The 15,761-nt window shown below is 36.8% G+C and carries 13 protein-coding genes and 1 other annotated feature (1 of these 14 only partly in view); all 13 genes read left to right on the top strand.

Annotated elements, in window-relative coordinates:
* Positions 1-87 (top strand) — a binding site (T-box leader) (it extends 142 nt beyond the left edge of the window).
* 80 nt (positions 88-167) lie between these two features.
* Positions 168-2,810: a valine--tRNA ligase gene (locus ACWNMY_RS04845; protein WP_449537146.1), complete on the top strand. Its 2,643-nt coding sequence runs from the start codon at positions 168-170 to the stop codon at positions 2,808-2,810.
* Between the two features lie 79 nt (positions 2,811-2,889).
* Complete coding sequence (locus ACWNMY_RS04840) at positions 2,890-4,200, top strand: bifunctional folylpolyglutamate synthase/dihydrofolate synthase (RefSeq protein WP_449537145.1); 1,311 nt, start codon at positions 2,890-2,892, stop codon at positions 4,198-4,200.
* A 226-nt stretch (positions 4,201-4,426) separates the two neighbouring features.
* On the top strand, positions 4,427-4,843 hold the full coding sequence (locus ACWNMY_RS04835; RefSeq protein WP_449537144.1) for a prepilin-type N-terminal cleavage/methylation domain-containing protein: 417 nt from the start codon (positions 4,427-4,429) through the stop codon (positions 4,841-4,843).
* A complete protein-coding gene (locus tag ACWNMY_RS04830) occupies positions 4,840-5,316 on the top strand; it encodes a PulJ/GspJ family protein (protein WP_449537143.1) in 477 nt (158 codons plus the stop codon). The genes ACWNMY_RS04835 and ACWNMY_RS04830 overlap by 4 nt, the downstream gene beginning before the upstream one ends.
* Complete coding sequence (locus tag ACWNMY_RS04825) at positions 5,317-6,969, top strand: hypothetical protein (RefSeq protein ID WP_449537142.1); 1,653 nt, start codon at positions 5,317-5,319, stop codon at positions 6,967-6,969. It begins immediately after the preceding gene.
* 246 nt (positions 6,970-7,215) lie between these two features.
* Positions 7,216-8,574 carry a G5 domain-containing protein gene (locus ACWNMY_RS04820; RefSeq protein WP_449537141.1) on the top strand — a complete coding sequence of 453 codons (1,359 nt, stop codon included), beginning with the start codon at positions 7,216-7,218 and terminating at the stop codon, positions 8,572-8,574.
* 13 nt (positions 8,575-8,587) lie between these two features.
* Entirely contained in the window at positions 8,588-10,243 is a 1,656-nt protein-coding gene (locus ACWNMY_RS04815; protein WP_449537140.1) for a GspE/PulE family protein, read from the top strand.
* Between the two features lie 12 nt (positions 10,244-10,255).
* Positions 10,256-11,299: a type IV pilus twitching motility protein PilT gene (locus tag ACWNMY_RS04810; RefSeq protein WP_449537139.1), complete on the top strand. Its 1,044-nt coding sequence runs from the start codon at positions 10,256-10,258 to the stop codon at positions 11,297-11,299.
* Positions 11,292-12,497, top strand: coding sequence for a type II secretion system F family protein (locus ACWNMY_RS04805; RefSeq protein WP_449537138.1), 1,206 nt, complete (start codon positions 11,292-11,294; stop codon positions 12,495-12,497). The genes ACWNMY_RS04810 and ACWNMY_RS04805 overlap by 8 nt, the downstream gene beginning before the upstream one ends.
* Positions 12,498-12,641: 144 nt before the next feature.
* The gene (locus ACWNMY_RS04800) at positions 12,642-13,073 is read left to right on the top strand and encodes a prepilin-type N-terminal cleavage/methylation domain-containing protein (protein WP_449537137.1); all 432 of its coding nucleotides are present in this window, start codon (positions 12,642-12,644) and stop codon (positions 13,071-13,073) included.
* Positions 13,074-13,137: 64 nt separating this feature from the next.
* Positions 13,138-13,905 carry a prepilin peptidase gene (locus tag ACWNMY_RS04795; RefSeq protein ID WP_449537136.1) on the top strand — a complete coding sequence of 256 codons (768 nt, stop codon included), beginning with the start codon at positions 13,138-13,140 and terminating at the stop codon, positions 13,903-13,905.
* 189 nt (positions 13,906-14,094) lie between these two features.
* Positions 14,095-15,075: a type IV pilus biogenesis protein PilM gene (pilM, locus tag ACWNMY_RS04790; protein WP_449537135.1), complete on the top strand. Its 981-nt coding sequence runs from the start codon at positions 14,095-14,097 to the stop codon at positions 15,073-15,075.
* Positions 15,075-15,761 carry a PilN domain-containing protein gene (locus ACWNMY_RS04785; protein WP_449537134.1) on the top strand — a complete coding sequence of 229 codons (687 nt, stop codon included), beginning with the start codon at positions 15,075-15,077 and terminating at the stop codon, positions 15,759-15,761. The genes pilM and ACWNMY_RS04785 overlap by 1 nt, the downstream gene beginning before the upstream one ends.

The following is a 15,761-nucleotide window of genomic DNA, read 5'->3' as shown; positions in this document are numbered from 1 at the left end:
GCCGTTATCTTTTTTTGAGAGCATAGATAGGATTATGATATCTATGAAAAAAGGTGGTACCGCGAATAGACTCCATTCGTCCTTTTACAGGATGAGTGGAGTTTTTTATTTTCTTCAGCTGAAGCTGAATCAATAGTGCATTGGATAAGTATTAAGGAGGAATTTTCATGGAAGGAAAAGAAACAACGTTATCAACAAAGTACGATCCGCAAGCAATTGAAGCGGGCCGTTACCAATATTGGTTGGATGGAAAATTCTTTGAGGCAACTGGTGACTCTGAGAAAACGCCATATACCATTGTAATCCCGCCACCAAACGTAACAGGTAAACTACACCTAGGGCATGCATGGGACACAACACTTCAGGATATCCTTACCCGTATTAAAAGAATGCAGGGCTATGATGTGCTGTGGTTACCAGGTATGGACCATGCTGGTATTGCGACTCAAGCAAAAGTTGAGGGGAAACTTCGAGAAGAAGGAAAAACTCGCTATGACTTAGGGCGCGAAAAATTTGTAGAGGAAACGTGGAAGTGGAAGGAAGAATATGCAAGTCATATTCGCGAGCAATGGTCTAAATTAGGGCTTGGATTAGATTACTCACGAGAAAGATTTACACTTGATGAGGGCCTTTCTAAAGCAGTACGCGAAGTATTTGTTACGCTTTATAAAAAGGGACTTATCTATCGTGGTGAATATATTATTAACTGGGATCCAGCAACAAAAACGGCACTATCCGATATTGAAGTAATCTATAAGGATGTTCAGGGTGCATTCTACCATATGCGCTATCCGCTAGCAGATGGTTCAGGCTATATCGAAATTGCCACAACAAGACCAGAGACAATGCTTGGTGATACAGCAATTGCTGTTCATCCGGAAGATGAACGCTTCAAGCATTTAATTGGCAAGACTGTTATTCTCCCAATCGTAGGGAGAGAAATTCCGATTGTTGGAGATGATTATGTAGATATGGAATTTGGATCCGGAGCAGTTAAGATTACTCCTGCACATGATCCAAATGACTTTGAGGTTGGAAACCGCCATAACCTAGAGCGTGTTTTAGTTATGAATGAAGACGGAACGATGAATGCAAAAGCTGGTAAATACCAAGGTATGGATCGCTTTGAATGCAGAAAACAAATTGTGAAAGATCTTCAAGATGAAGGTGTTCTGTTTAAAATTGAAGACCATCTCCACTCAGTTGGACATAGTGAACGTAGCGGGGCAGTAGTTGAACCGTACCTATCAACTCAATGGTTCGTAAAAATGCAGCCACTAGCTGATGAAGCGATTAAGCTCCAATCACAAGACGAAAAGGTTAATTTTGTACCAGATCGTTTTGAAAAGACATACTTACGATGGATGGAAAATATTCGCGATTGGTGTATCTCACGTCAATTATGGTGGGGTCATAGAATTCCAGCTTGGTACCATAAAGAAACTGGTGAGGTATATGTTGGCCACGAGGAACCAGCAGACGCTGAGAATTGGGAACAGGATAATGATGTATTAGATACATGGTTTAGTTCTGCATTATGGCCATTCTCCACAATGGGCTGGCCAAACACGGAAGAAGCTGATTTCAAACGCTATTACCCAACAGATGCTCTTGTAACTGGTTATGATATCATTTTCTTCTGGGTATCACGGATGATTTTCCAAGGTCTTGAGTTCACTGGTAAAAGACCATTTAAAGATGTATTAATTCATGGACTTGTTCGTGCAGAAGATGGTAGAAAAATGAGTAAATCATTAGGAAATGGAATTGACCCAATGGATGTTATTGCACAATATGGCGCAGATTCATTACGTTATTTCCTTTCAACCGGTAGCTCACCAGGTCAAGACTTACGCTTTAGTATGGAGAAGGTTGAGTCTACCTGGAACTTTGCAAACAAGATTTGGAATGCATCACGATTTGCCATGATGAATATGGGCGATCTAAAGGTTGAGGACATTGACCTAAGTGGTGAAAAATCTGTAGCAGATAAATGGATATTAACCCGTCTCAATGAAACAATTGATTCAGTAACAAAACTTGCTGATAAATATGAGTTTGGTGAAGTGGGAAGAGTATTGTATAACTTCATCTGGGATGACTTCTGTGATTGGTATATTGAAATGGCTAAGCTTCCTCTTTACGGCGAAGATGAGCAAGCGAAGAAAACAACCAGATCTATTCTTGCTTATGTTCTCGATAATACAATGAGACTATTACATCCATTCATGCCGTTTATTACCGAGGAAATATGGCAGAACCTGCCGCATTATGGCGAATCCATTACAGTTGCCAAATGGCCTGAAGTTAACCAAGAGCTATCAGATGAGAATGCAGCATCTGACATGCGTCTATTGGTTGATATAATCCGCGCAGTTCGTAATATTCGAGCAGAGGTTAATACACCAATGAGCAAGCAAATCAAGCTAAACATCAAAGCGAAGGATGAGACAGTTCTAGCTCAGCTAGAAAAGAATCGCTCGTACTTAGAACGCTTCTGTAACCCTAGTGAGCTTGTACTAGCTACTGATATTGCATCAATTGATAAAGCAATGTCAGCAGTTGTAACTGGAGCAGAATTAATTCTTCCACTTGAGGGTCTGATCAACATCGATGAAGAAATTAAACGTTTAGAAAAAGAGCTTGAGAAACTTGATAAAGAAGTAGAACGAGTACAAAAGAAACTCGGAAATGAAGGCTTTGTAAAGAAAGCTCCTCAGAAAGTAATTGAGGAGGAACGTGCAAAAGAAAAAGATTACCTAGATAAACGCGAAACAGTTCGTACAAGAATTACAGAGTTAAAAGGGTAATGGAGTAGGAGGCGAATCTATATCATTAGATTCGTCTTTCCTTTATTTTAAGATCACATGAATTATGTGGAGGACGCAGATGATACATACCTATGAAGAAGCACTTTCTTGGATCCACAGTAGATTAAGACTCGGGATGAAGCCAGGTCTTTCTCGTATGGAGTGGATGATGGAACGACTAAATCACCCAGAAAAAAAGATAAAAGCAATCCACGTTGCTGGAACGAATGGAAAAGGTTCAACCGTTAGTTATATACGCAGCATACTAGAAGAGGCTGGATATACTGTAGGAACATTTACTTCACCTTATATAGAAACTTTTAATGAGCGAATCAGTGTAAATGGCACACCAATCTCAAATGACGAGATTGTTTCACTCTTACAAAAGATTAAGCCATTAGCAGAAGAGCTAGAGGGAACTGAGTTAGGTGGCCCAACAGAATTCGAGGTTATTACAGCAATGGCTCTTTATTATTTTGGTACTAACGACACTATCGATTTTGTGATCATGGAGGTCGGACTTGGGGGGAAACTAGACTCCACTAATGTCATAACCCCACTACTTTCCGTAATTACAAGTATTGGGTTTGACCACATGAATATACTTGGTAATACTCTTGAGGAAATTGCAGGAGAAAAGGCTGGGATTATAAAGCCAAATGTACCAGTTGTATCATGTGTAGACCAACAAGAAGCAATCAGGGTCATTCGTAAGACAGCTAGTGAGATGAATAGCCCTTTTTATCAAGTTCGAGAGGATTTTAAAGTAGAGGGTCATACTCAAAAACAGAATGGAGAAATGTTTACTGTAAGGACATCGGATAAGGTTTTAGAAAATATCCAGATTACAATGAAGGGCACCCATCAAGTTTATAATGCTAGCTTAGCGGTAATGGTCATTCAACTATTACAAAAAAATAGGAAGGTAAATGTAGTAGAAAATGACCTGCGAAAAGGGTTAGAGAAAACGAAATGGATTGGCAGATTTGAAGAGATATCAAGCGATCCCCAAGTTATTTTAGACGGTGCTCATAATCCAGAAGGAGTAAAGAGTCTTGTAGAAACAATAAAAGCTCATTTATCCGGAAAAGAAGTTCATATCATATTTAGTGCATTGAGCGATAAAAAACTGGAAACGATGCTTAGGCAGTTGGAAGATGTAGCCCATTCATTAACATTGACAAGTTTTGATTTTCCTAGGGCAGCAAGTACGGAAGAACTGTATGAAAATTCATCGGGTAGTGAAAAGATAGTCGTGGTCGATGATTGGAAAATAGCAATACAACGCAAAATCAAGCTTATTTCAAAACCAGGGAAAGTGTTAATCATCACGGGATCTCTTTATTTTATCTCTAATGTAAGACAATTCGTCCTCACTTATCTAAGGTGAAATGTGAACAAATACAAATAAACTGCTATAAAGAGGAAATAATAAATCAAATAGTAGGGCTCCGGCTCAAGTAAACGTTAAGAAGACTGAGAAAAGTCTTCTTTTTGTTATTGTTGACATATGTTGATATTTTTCGACGAAAAAATATATTTTCTTTGTATAAAAACCATTTTCAAAATATAATGGTGCTAAAGAACTACTTTTTTAACAGAAACGGGGGATGGAAATGAACAATCAAAAGGGATTAACACTTATTGAAATACTAGCAAGCATTGTAATCCTTTCCATCATCATACTTGTTTCTGCAAATTTTTTTATCCAAGGTTCAAAATTTTCAAAAGTAACTGATGAAAAGTTTTCTGATTTACAAGTTGCTAAGGATATCTTAGCTGTTTATCAGGGAAAGGATAAAAGCACATTACAAGATAAAATAGGGAATGCGCGATTGGAAGTTAGCATATTAGATGAGCTAGAAGTTGACCCTAACCAAGAGGAATATTACCGTGGACGAAGGGCGTTTGTTACGTTTAATAAACATTCTGATCCTAGAATAAAGAATGATGTGCTCGTTATTAAGGTTGTAGTTGAATCAAATACCAATGGTATAAAAAATGAAACGGTATTGGAAGGGTATTCGAAATGAAACTAAATCAAAAAGGAATTACTCTTATTGAATTGTTGGTAGCACTCGCAATTGCAACGGTTATCCTCTCTTCTATATATGGCTTCACAACCACCATGTTAAAGTCCAGTAATAATACGCAAACAGATACAAACCTCCGAAATGAATCAATCATAATAACGGAGCGTTTAAATTCGGTTTTTGAAAATGCAAATTTGGTTGAAGATATTAATTCCTCTATAGCTGGAAATATAAGCTTTAAAGTCATAGATATCAACCGAATTACAAATAGAAATATTGAATATGACGTAAAAATCAAGAATCAAGCTCTTTCTGTTGATACCGAAACCATTAGTTCTACAAGAGTTACTATAACAAATCCTCAAGTTTCTGAGAAAAATAACTCTCTATATTTCTCTTTTGATATTGTAGATAAGTCCAATACATCCAATTCAAAGAAAGTAAATCTGATCTATCCACTGGAGGGGGAGTAAATGAATGTGTTAAAAAGCAATAAGGGCTATGCCTTATTAACAGTCCTGCTTGTGTTTACCCTTCTTATGGTAGTGGGGGCATTGTTGCTTGGATTAGTGATACAATCTCGGGAAAATGTAACCATTGCAGAAGGAAACGTAGAAAATAGGGTAGATGCTGAAAATGCTGTTACAGAAGGAACGGCCCTATTAGAATATGAATTACAAGAACTGAATTTTGACATTGAAAATCATAATGTTGATGCTACTACAATTGTATCCACCCTCAATTCGACATTAAACCGTATGAAAAATGAACCTAATTTTGATCTGACTTATAGGGTCATCAAAAATGGTCAAAACGCCACTAGAGCAATACAGTATGAAATAGATATTTCTAGTGATGTAGGAGACGCAAATAAAACATATACAAGAAGAATTGTGTTATCAACCGTCGCGGATGTTTTTAAGTACACGATTGTAACACCAAGCAATTTAACCCTAAATGGTGCTTCTTATTTAAAGGGTGAAGTATATGTAGGAGACAGTATTTATACTAGGAATGAAGGGAAGTATATGAGTGGTTCAACAGAATATTATGTACCAACGTCCTATACTGCTATTGATGGAGAATTAACTGTTAAAAAGGACTATAAATATTGGGAGAAAAAGGAATCCTGTTTTTTATTTTGGTGCCGCGATAACTCTGAATGGACAACCTTTACACAAAACAGTACAAATCTTAACAGGTACTTTTCTATAACACCGTCTGTAATAAATCGAGATTTGAATACAAATGAGTATTATTTTAATGTGGGGCAAATAGTCGATACAATTTCAAACGAATCCAATAGGAATAATACAAAAGCTAATAGAATAAATAGGACCCTCGAAATTAGTTCCGGTACAAAAAGATATGTAGGAGACGTATATATAAATGGAAATTTAATAGTAAGACCTAATGCATCATTACAAGTGGTTGATGGAAATATCCATGTGACTGGCTCTGCAAGCGTAAGTGGTAGTATAAAGTTAGAAAATGCAGTTAAAACAGATGATCGATATATCTATGTACAAGGAAATACGAGCCTTAATTGTGGCTACAGCTCAAATGATTGTGTGAATGCACCTGGGAATAGCTTCACACTTGAGGGGATCTTGTATACGAGTGGTAATTTAGTTTCAAGGAATGATATTAATACAAATGGAACGATCTACACGAAACTTGGGGCAAATGTTCAGAACCTTTCAAATGCTGCAGGTACCTTAGTTATTATGTCCCAAGGTTCCATTACTCTTTCAAATAATAGTGAATGGACCAATAATCCTAAGGTGATAAATGCCTTCTTATACTCGAATGATGAATTAGAAATATATGGAGTTGGTTCTAATATCAAAATACTTGGTGGTTTGTTTGGAAAGAATATTATATTAAACGCTGTTAAGGGTAGTTCGAAACAAACAATACCTAATTATAGGGATCTCGATTATGACCCTTCTATCGATTATGATAGGGTGGGTTACTATTATTTCCAACGAGGACAAACCTCTCTACCGGCTACAAGTTCAAGACTTTCGGTTATTTTTAATAAAAATATCATTAAAGATCCACCGAGTGGAATACCTACTGTCGATAAGGTTTCATATGAAATTGTCGACTCTAGATATGAATAAAGTATAGGGGCTCATGCCTCTTTTTTTTGGTGAAGATGACAAGGTGTGACAAAGTATTTCAATAAGTTACATGATTTTAGAAATTCATCTTTAGTATTTTCAAAGTTTCATATAAAATGAAAGTTGAGAAATAGGTATAAATTACTATTTGATTATAAGAACTAAATGTCATTTTGAACAATCATGTGTTTGAATCTGGGGACACTAATCTATAGATACATTAAAAGTAAAGAATGGGGGAAAAAGATGCAAAAATTATACGCAGTAAAAATCTTTAGTCTACTCTTAATCTGTGTGTTATTTTTATCGCTTTTTTCGACTCTTGGATCAACTACCTATCATGCATTCTTCGCCGAAGATTCTTTTCAAGAAGGTACAATGATTGGTCCTGTAGATATATCTGGTCTCACAGAGAAAGATGCTAGAATTGCCATTTTAGCTGAAATAGAAGCATGGTATGATATGGGGCAAATTTCACTAGTGACTGGTGATAAAAACTATGTACTTAATAAACGCGAAACCTACCGCTTTGATGTTCTTGAGAGTGTACGTACCGCTGTTCACGGAACTCAAAACCCATTAATTGCAGGTTTCAAGGAAAATGAAGTTGAGCGAGTAATTCAAGATTTTAGTTCTGTAAGCATTCAGGATTTTAAATCTGATGAACTAAAAGATGAACTGTTACAGCCTGCAACAACTCTACATCCGGGGGAACTTGCATTCAACCTCGAACAATTCGTTAAAGTTGATGAACAAAATATTGTTTCAAATACAATTATTAAGAATCTAAAGGATGAAAGTGAAATACTAAACTGGGTGAAAGAGTTTGGAACAATACATCTAGATTCAAATAAACCGTTCTCATTACTTACATTTCTTTCAGAAAAAGATGTATCAAAAAAATACTCAAATCAAACATTAAGCGTAATTGCTACAGCTATATACTCAACTGTATTGCCTACAAATTTTGCCATTATTGAGCGTCATATTAGCAATGAACTACCATATTACACAACATTTGGTAATGAGGCAATGATTGAGAAGGAAACAAAGGACCTAATCGTTTATAATGATAACCCGTATGAATATAAATTTGTTTTTTCATTAACGGATGAGGGGTTTGAGGTTCAATTAGTCGGAGCAGATTTGCGGCAAACAATAGAAATCTCGATAAAAGACGAAGAATCCTTTGCACCAAAAATTATTAAGCAATATGATAGCAAACTTCCAAAAGGTAAAACTGTTGAGAAACAAAAGGGGATTGCAGGACAATCAGGTAAAATCTACCGTGTCATTAAGGAAACTGGACAGGTAGACCAAAAGGTGTTGGTTGCGGAAGACTATTATCCACCAATTCACACGATTGAATTGAATAGTATTATCGTGCCAGAAGTGATTGAAAACCCAATTGACTCTGACCCGAATACTACAAATCCTAATATAGATACAGATCCAAATAATCCACAAACAAATGAAGGAACAACAGGTAGAAGTGAAAGTGATAATCCAAATGCTGATTCAGAAAACGAATTAGATGAAAATAAAGATAATCCCAAAACCGACCTTTGGGAAGATCCGGACCCACTCCATGAAATAAAATCGTAAAAGGGGAAATTCCATGCGTAAAGTTCGAAAGCGATTAGGGGATTTATTGGTAGAAACTGGACTGCTTACAGAGGAACAACTCCAACAAGCTCTTAAGGATAAAGAAGAATCACAAAAGCTTGGTGACATTTTACTTCAAAAAGGGTTTATTACAGAACAACAACTGATAGAAGTTCTAGAATTTCAATTAGGAATCCCACATGTTAGTTTATTTCGATACCCAATTGATACGAGCTTAACATCCATGATTCCAAAAGAAATGGCTAGAAGGTACCAGCTAATAGCACTTAGGAAAGAGGGAGATCGACTTTTTGTTGCTATGGCTGACCCGATGGATTTTTACGCAATTGAGGATTTGCGTCTAAGAACTGGATTTCAAATTGAACCAGCGATTGCTACAAAAGATGAAATCCTGAGGGCGATAAATAAGTTTTATGATTTGGATGATGGAGTAAAGGAATTTCTCGATGAAACACCTGCAGAAATACAGGAAGAAAAAATTACAAATGAAGACGCACCTGTTGTTAAATTAGTAAACCAAATCTTACAAAATGCGATTCAACAACGAGCAAGCGATATTCATATGGATCCTCATGAAACAAAAGTGGTCCTTCGATTCCGAGTTGATGGCGTACTGCGTTCAGAACGGTCCTTACCGAAAAGTATGCAAGGTGTTTTAACAGCAAGAATTAAAATTATGGCAAACCTGGATATTACAGAAAGTCGAGTCCCGCAGGACGGACGGATAAAAGTAAATTTAGAGGCTCACCATATCGATTTGCGCGTTTCCACACTTCCTACCGTATATGGTGAAAAAATTGTTATGCGTGTTCTGGACATTGGCAGCTCACTAAATAATCTTACTCAACTAGGCTTTAACAACGTAAACTTACAAAGATTTACAAAGTTGATTCAAAAGCCTACGGGTATCGTATTAATAACAGGTCCGACTGGTTCAGGTAAATCATCTACCTTATATGCAGCCCTAAACCATCTAAATTCTGAGGATGTTAACATTATAACAATTGAAGACCCTGTCGAATATCAGCTAGAAGGGATTAATCAGATTCAAGTAAATGCTAATGTAGGGATGACATTTGCGAAGGGTTTACGTGCAATTTTACGGCAAGATCCAAATATCATCATGGTCGGGGAAATACGAGATAGGGAAACTGCAGATGTTGCTGTAAGGGCATCGCTAACAGGTCATTTAGTACTAAGTACGCTCCATACGAATGACTCGCTCGGGACCATTACCCGTTTAATTGATATGGGTGTTGAACCATTCCTTGTTGCTTCTTCATTATCTGGTGTAGTTGCACAACGCCTTGTCCGACGTGTGTGTAGAGATTGTGGCCAGGTACAGGATCCAACCCTTCGAGAAGTAGAGATATTTGGTAAGCGTGGGATTACGATAGATAAGGTGAATCGAGGTAAAGGTTGTGGCACTTGTAATATGACGGGGTACAAAGGCAGAGTTGCCATCCATGAACTATTAGTTCTTAATGATGATATGAAAAGAGTCATAATGAATAAGGAGCCCTACACCAAACTTCGGGAAATCGCGATCAAAAATGGGACAATCTTTTTAATCGACGATGGACTTCTCAAGGTAAAGCAAGGGATTACAACTACAGAGGAAATTCTTCGAGTTGCGACTGCTGAATAGGTGGAGAATAATATGAGAGATAAAATTAATAAAATATTGCATTCCGCTCATGAATTGAAAGCTTCTGATATCCATATCACAGCAGGTGTTCCTCCCATTTTTCGGATTAATGGTGATTTAAAAAGGTACGGAAAAGAAGTATTAGTACCGTCAGTGATTGAATCAATTGCAAAAGCAGTTGTACCTGAAGAGATGTGGCCATATTTTAAGGAAAAAGGCGAGTTGGATTTCTCGTATGGAATACAGGGGATTTCACGGTTTCGTGTCAATATTTACAAACAGAGGGGATGTCCTGCTATTGCATTCCGTGTTATTCCTACATCGATTCCAACAATTGAGGATCTTGAACTACCACAAGTGCTTAAAAAAATATGTCAAAAGCCTCAAGGATTAGTTCTTGTAACAGGGCCAACTGGTAGCGGGAAATCAACTTCACTGGCAGCTATGATTCAATATATAAATCAGACGATGAGTAAACACGTTGTTACACTAGAAGACCCTATTGAATATTTGCATAAGCATGGATCAAGTATTATTGACCAAAGAGAGGTTGGAAGTGATACTCATAGTTTTGCTAACGGCCTTCGAGCAGCTCTCAGACAGGATCCTGATGTAATTCTCGTTGGAGAAATGAGAGATTTAGAAACAATACACACTGCTATTACAGCAGCGGAGACAGGTCACCTTGTGTTCGGTACATTGCATACGGTTAATGCGCCTTCAACCATTGATCGCATCATTGATGTGTTCCCTTCTTCTCAACAACCGCAAATTAGAATCCAGCTTGCAAATGTACTAGTAAGTGTAATTTCACAGCGTCTGTTTCCAACGTCCGATCGGAAGAGTAGAAGAGCCGCAACAGAGGTATTAATTAATAATTCGGCTGTAGCCAATTTAATCCGGAATGAGAAAAACCATCAAATTAAAAATGTCATGCAAACTAGCCGTTCAGAAGGTATGCATACATTAGAAAATAATTTATTAGACTTAGTCCGTGCCGGGGTTATTTCGAAGGATATTGCACAGCCATATATACAGGAGAGAACAAATGCCTAGGTTTAAATTTGAGGGAAGAGATAAATTTGGTAAAAAGTCCGGCACGATTTCAGGAACTTCAAGAACAGACGCGATAGCAACACTTCGTGATAAAGGAGTTCGCGTTATCAATATTGAGGAAATTCCTGCAACTTTATTAACAAAAGAAATTGCGATTGGGAATCCAGTCAAGCTGAGAGATTTTGTGATATTTTTAAGGCAATTTGCAACCCTAATTAAGGCAGGGGTAACTATTGTTGATTCTATGAATATATTGGCGAATCAAACAGACAGTAAGCCCCTAAAACATGCGTTACTTGAAGTAGCAGATGACTTAAGGGAAGGTACTTCCCTATCTGCAGCAACTGCAAAGCATAAGCGAATTTTCTCGACCTTGTTTACGAACATGGTGCGTGTCGGAGAAGTTGGAGGTAGTTTAGACGACACCCTTGAAAACCTTGCGACTTATTATGAAAAACAAAACAAAACTAGACAAAAGGTAAAGTCTGCGATGGCCTATCCTGCGGTAATTGGGATTATAGCGGTAGCTGTCGTTATATTTTTATTAGTTTCAGTTGTTCCAACCTTTGTAGATATGTTTGCCGATTTTAATGCTGATCTTCCGGGAATCACAAAATTTGTTTTGAATGCAAGTGTATTTATGCAGAAATTTTGGTGGCTTGTTATACTGTTTTTTGTTTTTGTTTATTCTGTTTTCATGATCATTAAGCAAAGAAAAGAAACCAGATATTATCTAGATTATGCCATATTAAAAATGCCGATATTCGGAAAGCTATTACAAAAGGCAGTTCTTGCTCGTATGACAAGGACGTTAAGCTCTATGCTCGAAAGTTCAGTCCCTGTCTTACAAGCAATGGCCATTGTTGAAACAATTGTAGAAAATGAAGTAATCGCAAAGGTGATAAAACAGTCAAGGAGGGCTCTTGAACAAGGTGAGTCAATGACAATTCCAATGAAAACTCATTGGGCTTTTCCACCCCTGATCACCCATATGATTGCCATTGGTGAAAGTACTGGCTCTCTTGATGAGATGCTCGGCAAAGTTGCAAATTTTTACGAAGATGAAGTTGAAAATGCAACAGACCAACTGAAATCACTAATTGAACCATTAATGATTGTATTCTTAAGTGGTATAGTCGGGACTATAGTCACAGCTATTCTTGTTCCGATGTTTGATATTTTTAACCAAATTCAATAAAAATCGTAAAAATATTACATTTTATACAACAAAATGCACAAAAATATGAGGTAGTACAACAAAATAATAGTGTATTTTACATGATTTGCTATTATAATTAGTAGTATAAATGGACTAGTTCCGATAAAAGGAGAGAGAAGACGAATGTTTAAAAAGTATTTGAAGAATCAAAAAGGTTTGACATTGATTGAGCTATTAGCTGTAATTGTAATTTTAGGGATTATAGCGGCGATTGCTATTCCTGCTATTGGTAATGTAATTAATAATTCTAGGGATAAAGCTGCGTTCGCAGAAGCTCAACAAATAATTGACGCTGCAAAGCTATATATTGCAGGTGAAAATCCTCAAACTTACCCCATTACAATAAATAAAGGGTTAGGAGCGGATACAGCTGATACAAATCAATTAAATGGTTATCTTCAAAAACAACCAGATAAATACAAGTTAGTTATTTCAAAGGATACAAATACTGGGGAACTTACATTTACGTTAACTAATCATGCAGCTAATAGTGTTGGTGGGGACGATGCTGATGCATCATTGACCGAAGACGAGATACTTCAAAAACTAGACTAAAGCTTTTAATACTTTACAAGGTTACTCCTTATAGTGGGGGTAACCTTAACTAGCAGGTGTAAATATGTCAGCACTACTATATTTAGCAATTTTTTATTTATTTTTAGCAGGCTTATCTTTAGGCTCATTCTTCAACGTAGTCGGTCTTCGCATCCCTTTGGGTCAATCCATAGTTCACCCCCGTTCTGCATGCCCAACCTGTAAGCACCAACTTACGGCATTCGAATTGATTCCCGTTTTTTCATACATATTCCAGGGGGGCAAATGCAGAAATTGCAAAACGAAGATTTCACCTATATATGCTTCGGTTGAATTTGTAACTGCAATTCTTTTTACGATTTCTCCAATGCTGGTGGGATGGTCAAAGGAATTGTTTATTGCTTGGACACTGGTCTCATTGTTAATGATTATTTTTGTTTCAGATCTTACATACATGATTATCCCGGATAAAGTGTTACTTTTTTTTGCACCTGTCTTTATTGGGGAACGTATTTTCATTCCGTTGGAACCGTGGTGGGACATGATTATAGGTAGCACAGTTGGATTTCTACTTCTATATATAATTGCTGTAGTCAGCAAAGGCGGCATGGGTGGAGGAGATGTAAAGCTTTATGCTGTTATTGGACTCGTACTAGGCTGGAAGCTTGTGCTTCTATCCTTTTTCTTTGCCACCATCGTTGGTACAATTCTTGGATTAATTGGTATGGCATTTGGAAAGATAAAGAAAGGGAAACCAATGCCGTTTGGTCCATCCATTGTAATTGGAACATTGCTTGCTTATTTCTTCGGACAGGATTTTATCGCATGGTATATCGCATTTATCACATTTTAACTTTATTTTAGACTAACGCTAGCTTTAGGCAGATCTTTCAAATTTTCATTCGAAGTTTTAAGGGCTTATCAACAAATACTAAGAACGCTACATCTGTGGCCATAACTTTTTGATTCACTCCGTGCGGGCCAGAAAAATCTTAGCTTTAATTACGTTAACGTTATTTGATTTTACATAAGGGGATACAAAATGGCTTTTACATTTTTTTCAACACCTAAAATTGCAAATATTATCATTAAGGATCATGCCATCCGATATGTGGGTGTGAAGCAATCAAACCCTATCACAGTCCAAAAGTTCCGAGAAAAATATTTACCACCTGGAATTATTCAAGAAGGAAAAATTATTGAAAAGGATACATTGCATTTAATTTTAGATGAATGTGTAACTGATTGGGGGATAAAGAACAATCAAGTGCAATTTACCATCCCAGATCCGTTTGTTGTCATACGTAAGATTTCAATTCCTATTGAAGTAAAAGATGATGAGATACTAGGGTATGTCTATTTAGAGCTTGGGGCAACCATCCATCTACCGTTTGAAGATCCTGTTCTTGATTACAAATTGCTTTCGGAAAATGAGGATGAGAAGAGAAAGGAAGTACTTATTTTTGCAGCTCCTGAGGATGTTGCCTATGAATACTCCTCTCTTTTAGAGGAGGTAGATTTAAAGCCAATTGCAGCCGATATTTCACCACTTTGTATGTACCGACTTTTTCACTTTTGTAATAAGACTAATGAAGAAGAACATTCATTGTTAATACAGTTTGATTTACAATCGGTTAATTTGAGTATTTTTCATCAGGACATACCTTTGTTTATGAGACATATCACGTTAGAGACCTCTATTGGGGATTGGGAGATTCAGCAAAATTCTTCGAATACATTGGCTGACATCAGATGGAATAGCCATCAAAGCAAACTTGAAGTCCTTATGGATGAGTTATTGAAAGAAATTGAACATGTGATGAATTTTTATCGTTTTAATATGACCCAGAGTAAAGGGAAGATTACAAATCTCCTCATTAGTGGAGACCACCCTAATCTTCCAGATATAACGTCAGCGTTATTTGAAAGATATGAAATACCTGTACATACAATTGATCAGTTTGATAAACTTCCTTCTCATTACTATTTACCATTGGGATTAGCTCTTAAAGAGGTGGAATAATGCTAGTAGATATTAATTTACTCCCAAGACGAGAATATAGAAATAGAGCTAATTTACTTATCATATTACTAATTGCCTTGGTACTCATAGCTGGCTTCTTATTTGTTTTTTTACAGTATAAAAAAGTTACGTCCCTAGAAGAACAACTAAAGAATAGAATTGTTACATTACAAGAAACTCGTGCTGCTGAAGAACAAAAGTATGCCTCAGCTAACAATTCAAGTAATGTCATTCAGTTGGAGAAAACGGTAGAATGGGCAGACGGTTATTTTGCAGAAACGGTGCCAATTTTAAATCATTTAACCGAGTTATTACCAGAAAGAGGCTTTGTACAGTCATTTTCTTATGTGGATAATGGGGCAGTGTCTTTTCAAGTCCAATTTGATACAAATACTCAAATTGCTCATTATCTTGCCTTGCTCAATGAATCACCTTATATTAAATCGGCGATCCTGTTTTCAATTTCTACGAGTCCTCTTTCTGAAGAAAATCAGGCTACAGGACAAATAAGTGAAAATCAGGAAAATGTAGCGAATAATAACCCTGCTACTCAGCCAGAGGGTGAGCAAACAAACAATCGGACGGCACAAATAGAAGATGACAATGTATTACCGAGGTATCTTGCACAATTTGAAGTCAAAATTGATAAGTCTGAATTTACATTGCTTCAAAAGGAGGGGAATTGA

The organism is Ferdinandcohnia sp. Marseille-Q9671 (genome assembly GCF_976954385.1).
Note: the sequence above shows the minus strand (reverse complement) of the source record. Positions and strands in the feature narration are given on the sequence as shown.